The 15,252-nt window shown below is 63.1% G+C and carries 7 protein-coding genes and 1 pseudogene; all 8 read right to left on the bottom strand.

Annotated elements, in window-relative coordinates; genetic code table 11:
* Nucleotides 1–361: 361 nt before the first annotated feature.
* A pseudogene (locus NKI15_RS23605) lies at nt 362–1,507 on the bottom strand (peptide ABC transporter substrate-binding protein); the annotation flags it as partial.
* A gap of 644 nt (nt 1,508–2,151) precedes the next feature.
* Nucleotides 2,152–3,801 carry a beta-galactosidase BglA gene (bglA, locus tag NKI15_RS23600; RefSeq protein ID WP_352520117.1) on the bottom strand — a complete coding sequence of 550 codons (1,650 nt, stop codon included), beginning with the start codon at nt 3,799–3,801 and terminating at the stop codon, nt 2,152–2,154.
* Nucleotides 3,801–5,801: a glycogen debranching protein GlgX gene (glgX, locus tag NKI15_RS23595; RefSeq protein ID WP_352514501.1), complete on the bottom strand. Its 2,001-nt coding sequence runs from the start codon at nt 5,799–5,801 to the stop codon at nt 3,801–3,803. Before glgX ends, bglA begins: the two co-directional genes overlap by 1 nt.
* A 157-nt stretch (nt 5,802–5,958) precedes the next feature.
* Nucleotides 5,959–7,587 carry an alpha-D-glucose phosphate-specific phosphoglucomutase gene (locus tag NKI15_RS23590; protein ID WP_023708425.1) on the bottom strand — a complete coding sequence of 543 codons (1,629 nt, stop codon included), beginning with the start codon at nt 7,585–7,587 and terminating at the stop codon, nt 5,959–5,961.
* Between the two features lie 3 nt (nt 7,588–7,590).
* Entirely contained in the window at nt 7,591–9,036 is a 1,446-nt protein-coding gene (gene glgA, locus NKI15_RS23585; protein ID WP_352887190.1) for a glycogen synthase GlgA, read from the bottom strand.
* A gap of 19 nt (nt 9,037–9,055) precedes the next feature.
* Nucleotides 9,056–10,321 (bottom strand): glucose-1-phosphate adenylyltransferase, encoded by a 1,266-nt coding sequence (glgC, locus tag NKI15_RS23580; protein WP_023670729.1) that lies wholly within the window; start codon nt 10,319–10,321, stop codon nt 9,056–9,058.
* Between the two features lie 84 nt (nt 10,322–10,405).
* The gene (glgB, locus tag NKI15_RS23575; RefSeq protein WP_023705470.1) at nt 10,406–12,619 is read right to left on the bottom strand and encodes a 1,4-alpha-glucan branching protein GlgB; all 2,214 of its coding nucleotides are present in this window, start codon (nt 12,617–12,619) and stop codon (nt 10,406–10,408) included.
* Between the two features lie 71 nt (nt 12,620–12,690).
* Complete coding sequence (locus tag NKI15_RS23570; RefSeq protein ID WP_023708423.1) at nt 12,691–15,153, bottom strand: glycogen/starch/alpha-glucan phosphorylase; 2,463 nt, start codon at nt 15,151–15,153, stop codon at nt 12,691–12,693.
* Nucleotides 15,154–15,252: the final 99 nt, after the last annotated feature.

Below are 15,252 nucleotides of genomic sequence, written 5' to 3'. Positions count from 1 at the left end.
ATACCCCCCCGGGGCTGCCAAAACACCCACCACCAATTCCGCCGGGTTGCTTTCACCCCCCCGCCCCCCGCCCCAAATGGGGGGGGGGCGGTCCAGTCAAGGATGATTATCAGTCCTTGGAGACGAAGCGGGACGGATGGATGTCCATCACATTGTCATCGAAGCCATGCAGCTTCGAGGAGACGATATCGTGGAAGCTGTAGTAGAGAAGCGGAATGTTGCCGACGTCATCGACAAGGATGCGCTCGGCCTCAGTGAGGTCCTTCATGCGCTCTTCCGGCTTGCCGCCGGCAGCCGCGGCCTTGTCCATGGCCGCCTCATATGCCGGGCTGACGTAGTTCGAATAGTTGTTGCCGCTGGCCTTGCGGGTGATGCCGAGGAAGGTCTCGGGATCCTTGTAGTCGGCGATCCAGGCGGCACGCGCCACGTCGTAGTTGCCCTTCTGCTCGAGGAAGGAATAGTGGGTCTTGGTATCGGTGTTGAGCAGCGTGATCTCGACGCCAAGCGGCTTCAACTGTTCCTGGATGGCAACCGCGGTGTTCTTGTGGTTTTCCGAGGTGTTGTAGCGGATCTCCATCTTCAGCGGATGCTCGGGCGTATAGCCGAGTTTCTCAAGGATCTTCTTGGCGGCGTCCTCGCGGTCGATCTGCGGCATGTCGGCGTATTTGGCCATTGCCGGCGTGTAGCCGGCGATGCCCGGAGGCACCATCGAATAGCCAGGCAGCATGGAATTCTGCCAGACCTTTTCGGCCAGGAAGTCGCGGTCGATAGCCATCGAGATGGCGTTGCGCAGCTCGACATTGTCCCAGGGCGCCTTGTCGGTCTTGATCGCGTAATAATAGGTGCCGAGATACGGTCCGACGCGGACCTGATCGCCGAACTTGGTCTTGAGGTCAGCGAGCTGTTCGGTCGGCAGGTCGCCGTAGCTGTCGAGTTCGCCGGCCTCGAAGCGCTTCATCGCCGAAGAGCGGTCTTCGGTCGGGATGTAGTTGACGACGTCCATCTTGACGGTCGCGGCATCCCAGAATTTCGGATTCTTGACCAGCTTCATGTGGTCGTTGGGAATCCACTCGGCCAATGTATAGGCGCCGTTCGAAACGAGATTGCCCGCCTTGATCCAGTCGGCGCCGAGCTTGTCGATCGAGGCCTTGTTGACCGGGTAGGTAGCCTGGTGGGTCAGCATCTCCAGGAAGTATGGCGTCGGCGCCTTCAGCGTCACTTCCAGGGTGTTGGCGTCGATCGCCTTGACGCCCATGTCCTCGGGCTTGCCTTTCTTGGTGTTGACTTCCTCGGCGTTCTTCACGGGATAGAGCATGGAAGCGTATTCGGCGGCGGTCGCCGGATCCTCCAGCCTACGGAAGGAATAGACGAAGTCGTCCGCCGTCACCGGGCTGCCATCCGACCACAAGCCGTCCTTGCGCAGCTTGAAGGTGTAGACGGTGCCGTCATCAGATACCGTCCAGCTTTCGGCGGCGCCCGGGATGAGGTTCGTCTTCTGATCGTGCATGACCAGTCCCTGGAACAGGTCGCGTATGATATCGGCTTCGTAGACGGTCGAGGTCTTGTGCGGATCGACCGTCTCCGCTTCGGCGGCGCTGCCTCTGTTATAGACGGTCTCGGCAAGGACCGGCGTCAGGAACGTGCCTGCGGCAAAGGTCATGGTCGCGGCGACAAGCGTCGCCTTCAGCATATTTTTCAGCATGAAGTCTCTCCCTGTGGCGCTGCCCATCGGCTGCGCCTTACGAGTGTTGACGCCCCGGAACCGATTTCTGGCCCCTTCGAGCGCGCCGCCGGTTCCCGTTCCGGCAGCTGGTGGCAGGAGACTAGACAGACGGAAATATTATTTCAACCGAGTCTTGCTTGACGCTAAGTGAGCATCCTCACCCTAAACCAGCCATAGCTAATCTATATTACAAGGTCCAATTGGATGCAACTTGTGGTTGTCCTGTAACTTTGGGTTTTGCCCTCAGCAGTTGTCATTAGCGCAACCATCTGGAAACATTTCAGGAATGCCGTTCGTGGCCAAGCTCGACGAAAGTACCGAAGAAGCCCGAAAATGAAAAACGTGGCGCCGGTGGCGTTGCACGGATCACTCGGCATGGTTGCATGCGGACACGATCTTTGTTGACGCCGGACGGCGTCCCTGAAAGATCAGCCTACCTTGCCGACAAACCAGCCCAGGGCCTGCAGCGACAGCCCCTCCTCCTGCAGGACGGCACCGCCACCCAGAGCGATCGCCTCGACAGGCTGGAGATCCGGCGGCAGTGGCCAGTCGGCCGGCTTGTCGGCGAAATTGAAGACGCAGAGCAATGTCTCGTCCTCGCCCTGCCGGATGAAGGCAAGGACATCGCCCTCGGTATCGAGAAAGCGGATCGGGCCCTTGACCAGCGCCAGGTGCGCCTTGCGCAAGGCGAGCATCGTCCGGTAGCCGGCGAGCACGGACTTGTCGTCGGCGTTCTGGATATCGACCGCCCGAGCGCGGTGGCTTTCCGGCACCGGCAGCCAGGGTTTTCCCGAGGAAAAACCGGCATTGTCGGCGCCCGCCTCCCAGACCATCGGTGTGCGGCAGCCGTCCCTGCCTTTGACCCCCGGCCAGAAACGGATGCCGACGGGATCGCGCAGATCCTCGAAGGTCAGTTCCGCCTCCTCCAGCCCAAGCTCTTCGCCTTGGTAGAGACAGATCGAGCCCCGCAGGCAGGAGAGCAAAGCGATAGCGAATGTCGCCACCGCATCTGGATCGCCGCCCGGCCGCGTCCAGCGGCTGACATGGCGCACGACATCGTGGTTGGAGAATGCCCAGCAGACCCAGCCGTCGGCGACAGCTGCCTCGAAGGCCTCGACGCAGCCGCGCACATGGGCGGCTGAGAATTGCTGACCGAGCAGGTCGAAGGTGTAGCACATGTTGAGCTTGTCGCCGCCGGATGTGTAGGCGGCCAGCGTCTGCAGCGAACGGCCTTCGTCGCCGACCTCGCCGACACTGGCGCGGCCGTCATATTCGTCGAGCAAAGCGCGGAAGCGCCTGAGGAAACCGAGGTTTTCCGGTTGCGTCTTGTCGAACAGATGCTCCTGGAAGAGATAGGTGTTGGTTTCGCCGTTGGTGCCGGCGACGCTCGACGCCAGCGGCGGATTGCTGCGCAGCCAGCGGTCGTGGACATAGTAGTTGACCGTATCCAGGCGGAAGCCGTCGACGCCGCGCTCGAGCCAGAACCGCACCGTCTGCAACAACGCGTCTTGAACCTCAGGATTGTGGAAGTTGAGGTCCGGCTGCGAGGCGAGGAAATTGTGCATGTAGTATTGCCGGCGGGTCGCGTCCCACTCCCAGGCCGGGCCGCCGAAGACCGACAGCCAGTTGTTGGGCGCGTTGCCGTCCGGCCTGGTGTCGGCCCAGACATACCAGTCAGCCTTGGGATTATCCTTGCTGGCACGGCTCTCTACAAACCATTCGTGCTTGTCGGAGGAGTGCGACAACACCTGATCGATGATCACCTTCAGGCCGAGCCTGTGCGCCTCGGCAACCAGCGCGTCAAAGTCGTCGAGCGTGCCGAACATCGGATCGACCGCCTGATAGTCGGAGACGTCGTAGCCCATATCGGCCATTGGCGATTTGAAGAAGGGCGACAGCCAGACGGCGTCGACGCCGAGCGAGGCGACGTGCGCCAGCCGTGAGGTGATGCCTGAGAGGTCGCCGCTGCCGTCGCCGGTGGTGTCCTGGAAGGAGCGAGGATAGATCTGGTAGATGACGCAGCCGCGCCACCAGTCGGCGCTCTGTTCGGGTCCCGGCTGGGCATTGTCGTCGGCCATCACGGACCCTTCCTGGCGCGGGCCTTTGCGGTCCGGCGCTCGATCATGAAACTGACACTGCGGCCGGGCAGCGGCCACGCGAGGTCGACCGCTTGCGCTTCAACAGCCGGCTGCCATTCAAACCCTTGCCGCGCGGGCAGCGTGAAGACGCATTGGCGGCGATCGCCATTGACGATCACAGCCAGGCGGCCTTCCCCGCCATCGCCGAGCAGCATGACGAGGCGATGGCGCGAGCCATCGTTCCAGTCGGCTTCGCCGAGCGGCGCGCCGGTCTCGGTCAGCCAGGCGACGTCGGGCGTTTCAGAACCGGGCGGCGGCTCTCCGGTCAGGAAGCGCGTATCGGAAAGCGCCGGCACCGCGCCGCGCAGAGCTGCGAGCGCGGACACATGGGCTTCCAGCCCGACGTCGCGCCCGGCCCAGTCGAGCCAGGTGATGGCGTTGTCCTGCGCATAGGCGTTGTTGTTGCCCCCTTGCGTGCGGCCGAATTCATCGCCCGCCGTCAGCATGATGGTGCCGCGCGAGGCAAACAGAGTGGCGAGCAGCGCGAAGCGATCATGGGAACGGGCCTCGGCAATCGCCTTGTCCGAGGTTTCGCCCTCGACGCCGTTGTTCCAGGACAGGTTCTCATTGTGGCCGTCGCGGTTCTTCTCGCCATTGGCTTGGTTGTGCTTGGCTTCATAAGCGACGATATCGGCCAGCGTCATGCCATCGTGCGCGGCGATGAAGTTGACCGTGCGGCTGGCGGATTGGCCCTCCCTGCCGAACACATCGGAGGAGCCGGCGAGCCTTGTCGCCAGCGCACCGACCGTGCCGGCATCGCCGCGCCAGAAGCGCCTGACGTCGTCGCGGTAGCGGTCGTTCCATTCGAGGTAAGGCGGCCGGAAATTGCCGAGCTGATAGCCATTCGGGCCGATGTCCCAGGGCTCGGCGATCAGCACCCTGTCGGCAAGGATGGGATCGGTTGCGATGGTTTCGAGCAACGGGGCTGCCGGATCGAATGCGCCATCGACGCGACCGAGGACCGGCGCCAGGTCGAAGCGGAAACCGTCGACGCCGGCTTGGCGGACGAAATGGCGCAGCGTGTCGAGTACCATGTCACGAACGACCGGATGGTCGCAGGCGATGGTATTGCCGGTGCCGGTATCGTTGGCCAACCTGCCGTCCGGCTCGCTGCGGTAGTAGGCTTGATTGTCGAGGCCGCGCAGCGACAGCGTCGGCCCGAGCCGGTCACTTTCGCCGGTATGATTGAAGACGAGATCGAGGATGGTGCCAATGCCAACCCTGCGCAGCACCCCCACAGTATCGCGCAACTCGGCGAGGCCGCCGGGCGCCAGGCGCGGGTCGAGCGCCATGAAGGTGACTGGGTTGTAGCCCCAGGCATTGCTGAGGCCCAGCGGCGGCAAATGGCGCTCATCGACCCATGCCGTCACGGGCATCAGCTCAACGGCGGAGACGCCGATCTTCTTGAGATGTTCGACGATAGCCGGATGGGCAAGGGCTGCAATGGTGCCGCGCTGCGCTTCGGGCACGTCCGGATGCAGCCTGGTGAAGGAGCGGACGTTCAGTTCGTAGATCAGGCCGCCTGGCTGGAACAAAGGCGGCTTGGCCGGCAGCGGCTTCGGTTGAGCCCGCGCGATGGTCTTCGGCATCAGTGGCGCGGTGTCGGCGCCTTCGTTGCGCCGGGCGGCAAGCCGCCAATGATGCTGGTAGGGCCGGTCTATCTCGACGGCGTAGGGATCAGTGAGCAGCTTGTCGGGATCGAACCACAGCCCGCGCTCCGGCGCATATTCGCCGTCGGCGCGAAAGCCGTAGCGCGTACCCGCGGCAAGGCCGGCGACGAACAGCGCATGGACGCCCTCGCTTTCCGGCTGAAGTTCGAGCCGGTCGATTTCACGGGCGCCGGTGTCGTCGAAGATCGACACCCACAGGCGCCGCGCGGATGACGACCAGGCGGCGAAGCGGATGCCTTCGGGAGTGACGGTTGCGCCGAGCTGGGTCATCGGCGCATCCTCCACTCTCCCCCTTGTGGGGAGGGTCGCGAACGAAGTGAGCGGGGTGGGGGTCGGCGCGGGGAAAGCGCTTTACGAGCACCCCCAACCCGATCCGCTGCGCGGATCGACCCTCCCCACAAGGGGGAGGGTAAAGACGTCACCACCCTCAAGTAATCACGCTCGGCTTGTTGCGCCCGGTGTGGCTCTTGATCCCGGCGATCTCATCGGCAGCCGCGATCAGGTCAGCGAGCGCCTCTTGCGTGTCGAGATCATGCCGCGCTCTGTCCGGCTCGTAGCGCTCGATGTAGACGCGCAGCGTAGCACCCGACGTGCCGGTGCCGGACAAACGAAACACGACACGCGAGCCGCCTTCGAACAGGATGCGGATGCCCTGGTTCTTGCTCACCGAACCGTCGACGGGATCGTGATAGGCGAAGTCGTCGGCATTGGCGATCTTCAGGCCGCGCACGCTGGTGCCGGGCAGCGAAGCGAGCTTGGCGCGCAACTCGTCGACCAGGGCGTTGGCGCGCTCGGTTTCGACCTCCTCATAGTCATGACGTGAATAGTAATTGCGGCCGTAGGTCGCCCAATGTTCGGTGACGACGTCCTTGCAGCTTTCGCCGCGCACGGCCAGGATGTTCAGCCACAACAGCACCGCCCACAGCCCGTCCTTTTCACGGACATGGTTCGAGCCGGTGCCGGCGCTTTCCTCGCCGCAGATCGTTGCCATGCCGGCATCGAGCAGATTGCCGAAGAACTTCCAACCGGTCGGCGTTTCGTAGATGCCGATGCCGAGCTGTTCGGCGACGCGGTCGGCAGCGCCGCTGGTCGGCATCGAGCGGGCGATGCCTTTGAGGCCGTCCTTGTAGCCCGGCGCCAATTGCGCATTGGCGGCAAGCATGGCCACCGAATCCGACGGGGTGACGAAAATGCCCTTGCCGATGATGAGATTGCGGTCGCCGTCGCCGTCGGAAGCGGCGCCGAAATCGGGCGCATCCGGTCCCATCATCTCGTCATAGAGATGCTTGGCGTGGACCAGGTTCGGATCCGGGTGATGGCCGCCGAAATCCGGCAGCGGCTTGTAGTTGCGGCAGGTGCCATTCTCCGCGCCGAGCCGGCGCTCGAGGATTTCCTTGGCATACGGGCCGGTGACCGCATGCATGGCGTCGAAGCGCATGCGGAAGCCGTATTTGAAATTGGCGCGGATGGCGTCGAAGTCGAACAGGCTCTCCATCAATTCGGCATAGTCGGTGACCGGGTCGATAATCTCGACCGCCATGCCGCCGGCGGTCACCGTGCCGATCTTGTCAATGTCGATCTGGTCGATGTCAACCGTCTTGAAGCTCGAAATCGTCTTGGTCTTTTCGAAGATCGCGTCGGTCAGCTTTTCCGGCGCCGGGCCGCCATTGCCGGCATTGTACTTGATGCCGAAATCCTCGTGCGGGCCGCCCGGATTGTGACTGGCCGACAGGATGATGCCGCCGAAGGTCTTGTATTTGCGGATGACATGCGACGCCGCCGGCGTCGACAATATGCCGCCCTGCCCGACCATCACCTTGCCGAAGCCGTTGGCCGCCGCCATGGCGATGGCCTTCTGGATGACCTCGCGGTTGTAGAAGCGGCCGTCGCCGCCGATCACCAGCGTCTTGCCCTCAAAGCCCTCCAGCGCGTCGAAGATCGACTGGATGAAGTTCTCGGCATAGTGCTCCTGCTGAAAGACAGGCACCTTCTTGCGCAGGCCGGACGTGCCGGGTTTCTGGTCGAGATAGGGTTTGGTGGCGACGGTCCGGATCATGCTTCAGGCAACCCTTTTCGAAAGCAGCAGGCGGTAGAGTTCAACGTATTTGTCGGCGCTCTTGTCCCAGGAGACATCGGCCTTCATGCCCTGGCGCTGGATCTGTTCCCAGACGGCCGGGCTCGAATGCGCATCGACCAGCCGGCGGATGGCGTGCAGCATGGCGCCGCCATTGTTGGGCGCGAACTGGAAGCCGGTGGCGACACCGGCCGAGATCGCTGCTTCATTGGCGTCGATGATGGTGTCGGCAAGGCCGCCGGTGCGGGCGACGACCGGCACGCAGCCATAGCGCAGGCCGTAAAGCTGGGTCAGCCCGCAAGGCTCGAAGCGCGACGGGATGACGATGGCGTCGCAGCCGCCCTGCATGGTGTGGGAAAGCCCCTCGTCATAGCCGACGACGACGCCGACACGGCCGCGATGGCGGGCGGTGGCAGCCAGCAGCGCGCCTTCCAGGCCGGCGTCGCCTGAGCCAAGGATCGCCAGCCGCGCGCCGGTGGCGACGACGCCGTCGACCACAGCCGCCAGTATGTCCATGCCCTTCTGCCAGGTCAGCCGGCTGACGACGCAGACGATCGGACTATCGTCGCGCTCGAGGCTGAAGCGGTCCTCGACAACCGCCCGGTTGGGAAGGCGAGCCTTCAGCGTCGCGGCGGAGTAGGCCGACACCAGATGCTTGTCGGTCTCCGGGTTCCAGATGTCGGTGTCGATGCCGTTGACGATGCCGTAGAGGTCGGAAGAGCGCATGTTGATGAGGCCGTCGAGGCCCATGCCGAATTCCGGCGAGCGGATTTCCTGGGCATAGGTGGGGCTCACCGTTGTGATCGCCCAGGCCGCCTGCAGGCCGGCCTTGAGGAAGCCGACGCCGCCATAATATTCGACGCCGTCGAGCGCCATCGCCGCGGCCGGCAAGCCGAGCTCGCCAAAAATGCCGGCGCCGAACTGACCCTGGAAGGCAAGGTTGTGAACGGTGATCAGCGACGGTACGCCGACCGCCTTGCCGTAGCGCATGTAAGCCAGCGTCATCGCCGACTGCCAGTCATGGGCGTGCACCAGGTCGGGCTGGTAGCCGGAGATGGCGCCGCCGGCGATATCGCCGCCGACCTGGCTCAGCGCAGCAAAACGCCGCCAATTGTCGGGCCAATCGGCGCCCGCCGCATTGCCGTAGGGGCCGCCCGGACGGTCGTAGAGATGCGGCGCGTCGAGCACGAACAGGTCGAGCCCGGCGATCTTGACGGCATGGACCGAAGCCTTGCCGCCCTGCAGCAGCGGATATTGGTAGACGGCTTTCTTTTTCTTGAAGGCGTCCATCACCTGGGGAAAGCCAGGGATGAGCGTGCGCATGATCACGCCCTTGGCGGCCAGCGCGATCGGCAATGCGCCGGTCACATCGGCAAGTCCGCCGGTCTTGACCAGCGGGAATATTTCGGGCGTGACCGACAGAACCTGCATGCGTCTATGGTATCCCGTCTTACAGCTTCAGCTTGTCGATCATGTCCTGCGTGACCAGGCAGATGCCCTTTTCCGAAACCCGGAAACGCTTGGCGTCGAGAACAGGGTCTTCGCCAACCACCAGCCCTTCCGGTATCCTTACACCGTGGTCGATGACGACGCGCTTCAACTTTGCGTTCCGGCCGACATGAACGTCGGGCAGCATGACGACCTCTTCCAGCGTCGAATAGGAGTTGATGCGCGCGCCGGTGAAGATCAGGCTGCGCTTCAGCGAAGCACCCGAGACGATGCAATCGCCTGAGACCAGCGAGGACACGGCCGAACCGCGCCGGCCATCCTCGTCATGCACGAACTTTGCCGGCGGCTTCAATTCGGCATAGGTCCAGATCGGCCAGTCACGGTCGTAGAGGTCGAGTTCGGGGGTAATGTCGGTCAGGTCGATATTGGCTTCCCAGTAGGCGTCGACCGTGCCGACATCGCGCCAATAGGCCTCGTTCTCGGCCGTCGAGCGCACGCAGGATTTGGCGAAGCGATGCGCGATCGCCTTACCGTGCTGGACGATGTAGGGGATGATGTCCTTGCCGAAGTCGCGGCTGGAGCCTGGCTCGGCCGCATCGCGGCGCAGCTGTTCCATCAGGAACTTGGTCTTGAAGACATAGATGCCCATGGAGGCCAGCGCGAATTCCGGCTTGTCGGGAATGCCGGGCGGGTCGGCGGGCTTTTCGACGAAGGCGATGATGTTGTCCTTGCCGTCGACATGCATGACACCGAAGCCGGTCGCTTCCATGCGCGGCACTTCGAGGCAACCGACGGTGACGTCGGCATTGGCATCGACGTGCTGGCGCAGCATCAACTCGTAGTCCATCTTGTAGATATGGTCGCCGGCCAGGATGACCATGTATTCCGGCCCATAGGCCTCGATGATGTCGATGTTCTGGTAGACGGCGTCGGCGGTGCCTTCATACCACTGGGTTTCCGAGACACGCTGGGAGGCCGGGAGGATGTCGAAGCTTTCGTTTCGCTCCGGGCGCAGGAAGTTCCAGCCGCGCTGCAGGTGGCGGATCAGCGAATGCGCCTTGTACTGGGTGGCGACACCGAGGCGGCGAATGCCGGAATTCAGCGCATTGGACAGCGCGAAATCGATGATGCGCGTCTTGCCGCCGAAATAGACAGCCGGCTTGGCGCGGCGGTCGGTCAATTCCTTGAGCCGGCTGCCGCGGCCGCCGGCCAGCACATAGGCCATGGCATCGCGCGCCAGCGGCTGGGTTCTCTTCAAGTCTGCCATTTTTTACCCTCCCAAATTACCAGTCTGGAGCATCGCCCGGTCCGCAACGAGTCGACGGACCTAATCCGAAACGAGTTGACGGACCTAGTCCGCAACGAGTTCAAGCATGATCGTCGACAGCGGCGGCAAAAGCATCGTTGCCGAAATGCCTCCTCCTTCCGCCCTGGCTTCGACCACACCGCCATTGCCCTTGCCCGAACCACCGTAGTCCGAAGCGTCGGTGTTGATGATTTCGCGCCATTTGCCGACCTTGGGCAATGGCACGCGATAATTGTCGCGCGGCACTGGCGTGAAGTTGGAAATGACGGCGATCGGGTTGCCGCCGGGCGCGCTGCGCAGCCAGGCGAAGACCGAATTTTCCTTGTCGTCGACGATCAGCCAGGAGAAGCCGTCCGGCTCGCAGTCGCGTGCATGCAGCGCTGGGCGCGAGCGATAGAGATAGTTGAGGTCGCGCACCGTCTGCCAGACGCCGCGATGCGGGTGGAAGTCGAGCAGGTTCCAGTCGAGCGCGCGCGCCTCGCTCCACTCGCGGCGCTGGGCGAATTCCTGGCCCATGAACAACAGCTTCTTGCCGGGATACCCCCACATGAAGGCGTAAAAGGCGCGCAAAGTCGCGAACTTCTGCCAGTCGTCGCCGGCCATCTTGCCGAGCAGCGTGCCCTTGCCGTGCACGACCTCGTCATGGGACAGCGGCAGCACGAAATTCTCGGAGAAAGCGTAGGTCAATCCGAACGTCAGGTCGTTGTGGTGGTGCTTGCGGAAGATCGGCTCCTTGGCGAAATACTCCAGCGTGTCGTGCATGAAGCCCATGTTCCATTTGAAGCCGAAGCCCAGCCCGCCTTCATGCACCGGCGCCGAGACCTTCGGCCATGAGGTCGATTCCTCGGCGATGGTCATCACGCCGGGATGGTGGCCGTAGACCTCCTTGTTCATCTTCTGCAGGAAGGACACCGCTTCGAGGTTTTCGCGGCCGCCCTTCTCGTTGGGGATCCATTCGCCGGCCTTGCGCGAATAATCGAGGTAGAGCATCGAGGCCACCGCATCGACCCGCAAACCGTCGACATGGTATTTCTCGGCCCAGAACAGCGCGTTGTTGACGAGGAACGACACCACCTCGCGGCGGCCGAAATTATAGATCGCGGTGTTCCAGTCGGGATGAAAACCCTTGCGCGGATCGGCATGCTCGTAGAGTGCGGTGCCGTCGAAATTGGCGAGGCCATGCGCGTCGACCGGGAAATGCGCCGGCACCCAGTCGAGGATGACGCCGACGCCGGCGCGGTGCGCACCGTCGACGAAACGGGCGAAGCCGTCGGGGTCGCCGAAGCGCGCCGAGGGGGCATAAAGTCCGGTTGTCTGATAACCCCATGACGGGTCATAGGGATGTTCGGAGATCGGCAGGAACTCGATGTGGGTGAAGCCAGTCTCGACAGCATAGGGGATGAGCTGGTTGGCGAGTTCGTCCCATGACAGGAAGCTGCCATCATCGTGCTGCTGCCACGAACCGGCATGGACCTCGTAGATCGATATGGCTTCCCGCCGCGGATCGGCCTTTCGCCAGTAAGCGCGATGCGCTTCGTCCCCCCATTCATGCGCCGGGGGCACCGCCGTCACCGATGCTGTGGCCGGGCGTAATTCAGACTTGAAGGCGAACGGATCGGCCTTGAGCGGCAGGCGCACGCCGTCGGGGGCAATGATCTCGTATTTATAGGGGTGGCCGGCGCCGATATCGGGAATGAACAGTTCCCAGATGCCGGTGTCGCGGCGGTCGCGCATCGTATGGCGGCGGCCGTCCCATTCGTTGAAGTCGCCGACCACGGAGACGCGCCTTGCATTGGGCGCCCAGACGGCGAAATGGACGCCCGACGCGCCTTCATGGTCGAGGAGATGGGCGCCGAGCTTGTCGAACAGCCTGAGGTGCGACCCTTGCGCGATATAGTAGTCGTCCATCGGGCCGAGCACCGGGCCGAAGGAATAGGAATCGGTCAGCCACCAGTCGCCGCCGGCATTTTTGGCGTGATAGCGCAGCGGCTGACGCTTCTTGATCGACAGTCTGCCTTCGAAGAAACCGGCGTCGTCGCGCCGCGTGAGTTCGCCGGCGTTCTTGCCGGCCAGCGTGTATGCGGTGACGAACTCGGCATTGGGGACGAAGCAGCGGGCAACCAGGCTCTTGCCGGCATCATGCACGCCCAGGATTGCAAAAGGATCGCCATGCGTGCCTGCAACAATTGCGGCGACATCGCCGGCTGACGCCAGCCCGTCCGACCCGCTCGTCGTCGCGGTCGCGCGCGGTTTCTTCATCAGGCGGTGTCCCTCCCTGGGAACCAGTTCTTGTGCACAAGACCCGTTGCTCGTGGCCTCATGCAATCATATCAGGCGGGCACGTTCCAGATTTCTTTCGCATATTGGCGGATCGTGCGATCGGAAGAGAACCAGCCGACGCGGGCAACGTTGCGGATAGCGCGCGCGTACCAATCGGGGCTGTTGCGCCAGACGGCGTCGACATCGCGCTGGGCGGCGGCATAGGCGTCGAAATCCGCCGCCACCATGAACCAGTCGCTGTTGTAGAGACCGTCGACCAGCTCGCGGTAGCGATCCGGCTGGTCGGGCGAGAACACGCCCGACGATACTGCGGCAACAGCCTGCGCCAATTCAGGGGAGCCCTCGATCACGGCGCGCGGGTTGTAGCCATTGCTGCGCCGCTCGGCGACTTCCGCCGTGCTCAGGCCGAAGATGAAGATGTTGTCGTCGCCGACGCATTCCTTGATCTCGACATTGGCGCCGTCGAGCGTGCCGATGGTCAAGGCGCCGTTCAGCGCGAACTTCATGTTGCCGGTGCCCGACGCCTCCATGCCAGCAGTCGAAATCTGCTCGGACAGGTCGGCGGCCGGCATCATCACCTCGGCCAGGCTGACATTGTAGTTCGGCACGAACACCACTTTCAGCAGCCCGCGCACCGACGGGTCGCTGTTGATGACCTTGGCGACGTCGTTGGCCAGTTTGATGATCAGCTTGGCATTGTGGTAGCTGGGCGCCGCTTTGCCGCCGAAAAATTTGACGCGTGGCATCCAGTCCAGCTCGGGATGCGAGCGGATCTGGTCGTAGAGCGCGATAGCTTCCAGGATGTTGAGCAGCTGGCGCTTGTATTCGTGGATGCGCTTGACCTGAATGTCGAACAGCGCCGACGGGTCGAGCTTGATGCCGAGCCGGTCTGCGACCAGATTGGCGAGCTTGACCTTGTTGGAGCGCTTGACGGCGGCGAACTTGTCGCGGAAGGCGGCGTCGCCGGCAAAGGCTTCGAGCCCCTTGATGGCGTCGATGTCGTCGAGGAAACGGTCCCCGATCGCCGCGCGGGTGAGCGCGGTGAGGCCCGGATTGCACTGGATCAGCCAGCGCCGTGGCGTGATGCCGTTGGTCTTGTTGTTGATGCGATCGGGATAGAGCTTGTGGAGATCGGCAAACACCGTCTCCTTCATCAGTTCGGTGTGCAACGCCGACACGCCATTGATCGAGTGCGAGCCGACAAAGGCCAGGTTACCCATGCGCACGCGGCGGTCGCCATTTTCCTGGATCAGCGAGATGCGGCTGATCTGCTCATTGGAAAACTGGTTGGTGGCGCGGGCCTCAAGCAGCACCTGAGCATTGATGGCGTAGACGATCTGCATGTGGCGCGGCAAAAGCCGTTCGAACAGCGGCACCGGCCAGCTTTCCAGCGCTTCTGGCAGCAGCGTGTGGTTGGTGTAGCCGAAGGTGCGCTTGGTGATGTCCCAGGCCTGGTCGAAATCCATGCCATGGACGTCCATCAGCAGGCGCATCAGCTCTGGCACGGCGATCGCCGGATGGGTGTCATTGAGATGGATCGCCGCCTTGTCGGGCAGCGAGGCGAGATCGCCATACTGGCTGAGATGGCGCTGGACGATGTCCTGCAGCGATGCGGTGGAGAAGAAATATTCCTGCCGCAGCCGCAGTTCCTGGCCGGCCTTGTGGGAATCGGCGGGGTAAAGCACGCGCGACAAGGCATCGGCCTTGTTGCTTTCGGCCAGCGCGCCGATGTGGTCGCCGGCGTTGAACTTGTCGAGCAGGATCGGATCGACCGGCATGCCGGACCAAAGCCGCAGCGTGTTGACGCGGTTGGCCCGCCAGCCAACCACCGGGGTGTCGTAGGCGACGGCCTGGACATGCTCGGTCGGCTTCCAGACGTGACGTTCGAGCCGGCCATCCTTGGAGGTGATCGATTCCACCGAGCCGCCGAAGCCGACTTCGAAGGCGCGTTCGCGGCGCTCGAACTCCCAGGGGTTGCCGTGGTCGAGCCAGGTTTCGGGCAGTTCGACCTGCCAGCCGTCATGGATCTCCTGGCGGAACATGCCGTTGGCGTAGCGAATGCCGTAGCCATGCGCGGGAATGTCGACGGTCGCCATGCTTTCCATGAAGCAGGCGGCGAGCCGGCCGAGACCGCCATTGCCGAGCGCTGCATCCGGTTCGAGCCCGGCGATGAGGTCGAGGTCGACGCCCAGCGACTTGAGCGCTTCTCGCATATTGTCCATCAGGCCGAGATTGGAGAAGGCATCGCGCATCAGCCGGCCGATGAGGAATTCGAGCGACAGGTAATAGACGCGCTTTTCCTGCTGGGCGTAGGCCTCCTGCGTCGCCTGCATCCAATGATCGACGATGCGGTCGCGCACGACCTTGATCGAGGCTGTCAGCCAATCATATTGCGTGGCAACGGAGGTGCCTTTGCCGACCCGGTATTTGAGAGCCAGCAAGACTTCGTCGGCCAGCGTCTTGGGATCGGGTATTTCGAGATCGGGGGCTTTGGCTGTCATTGTTCGCGTCATACTGCCTCTCGTGATCGTGCTGCGATCATACCGGCTTTCGCTCTCAGTCCCAGCCTATCCTAGTGCATCGCAACATACGTTCAATCGATTTAGACCAGC

It is taken from the genome of Mesorhizobium sp. M0862 (assembly GCF_040319795.1).
Taxonomy (GTDB): domain Bacteria; phylum Pseudomonadota; class Alphaproteobacteria; order Rhizobiales; family Rhizobiaceae; genus Mesorhizobium.
The sequence above is the reverse complement of the archived record's forward strand: the minus strand, read 5'-3'. Positions and strand labels throughout refer to the sequence as shown.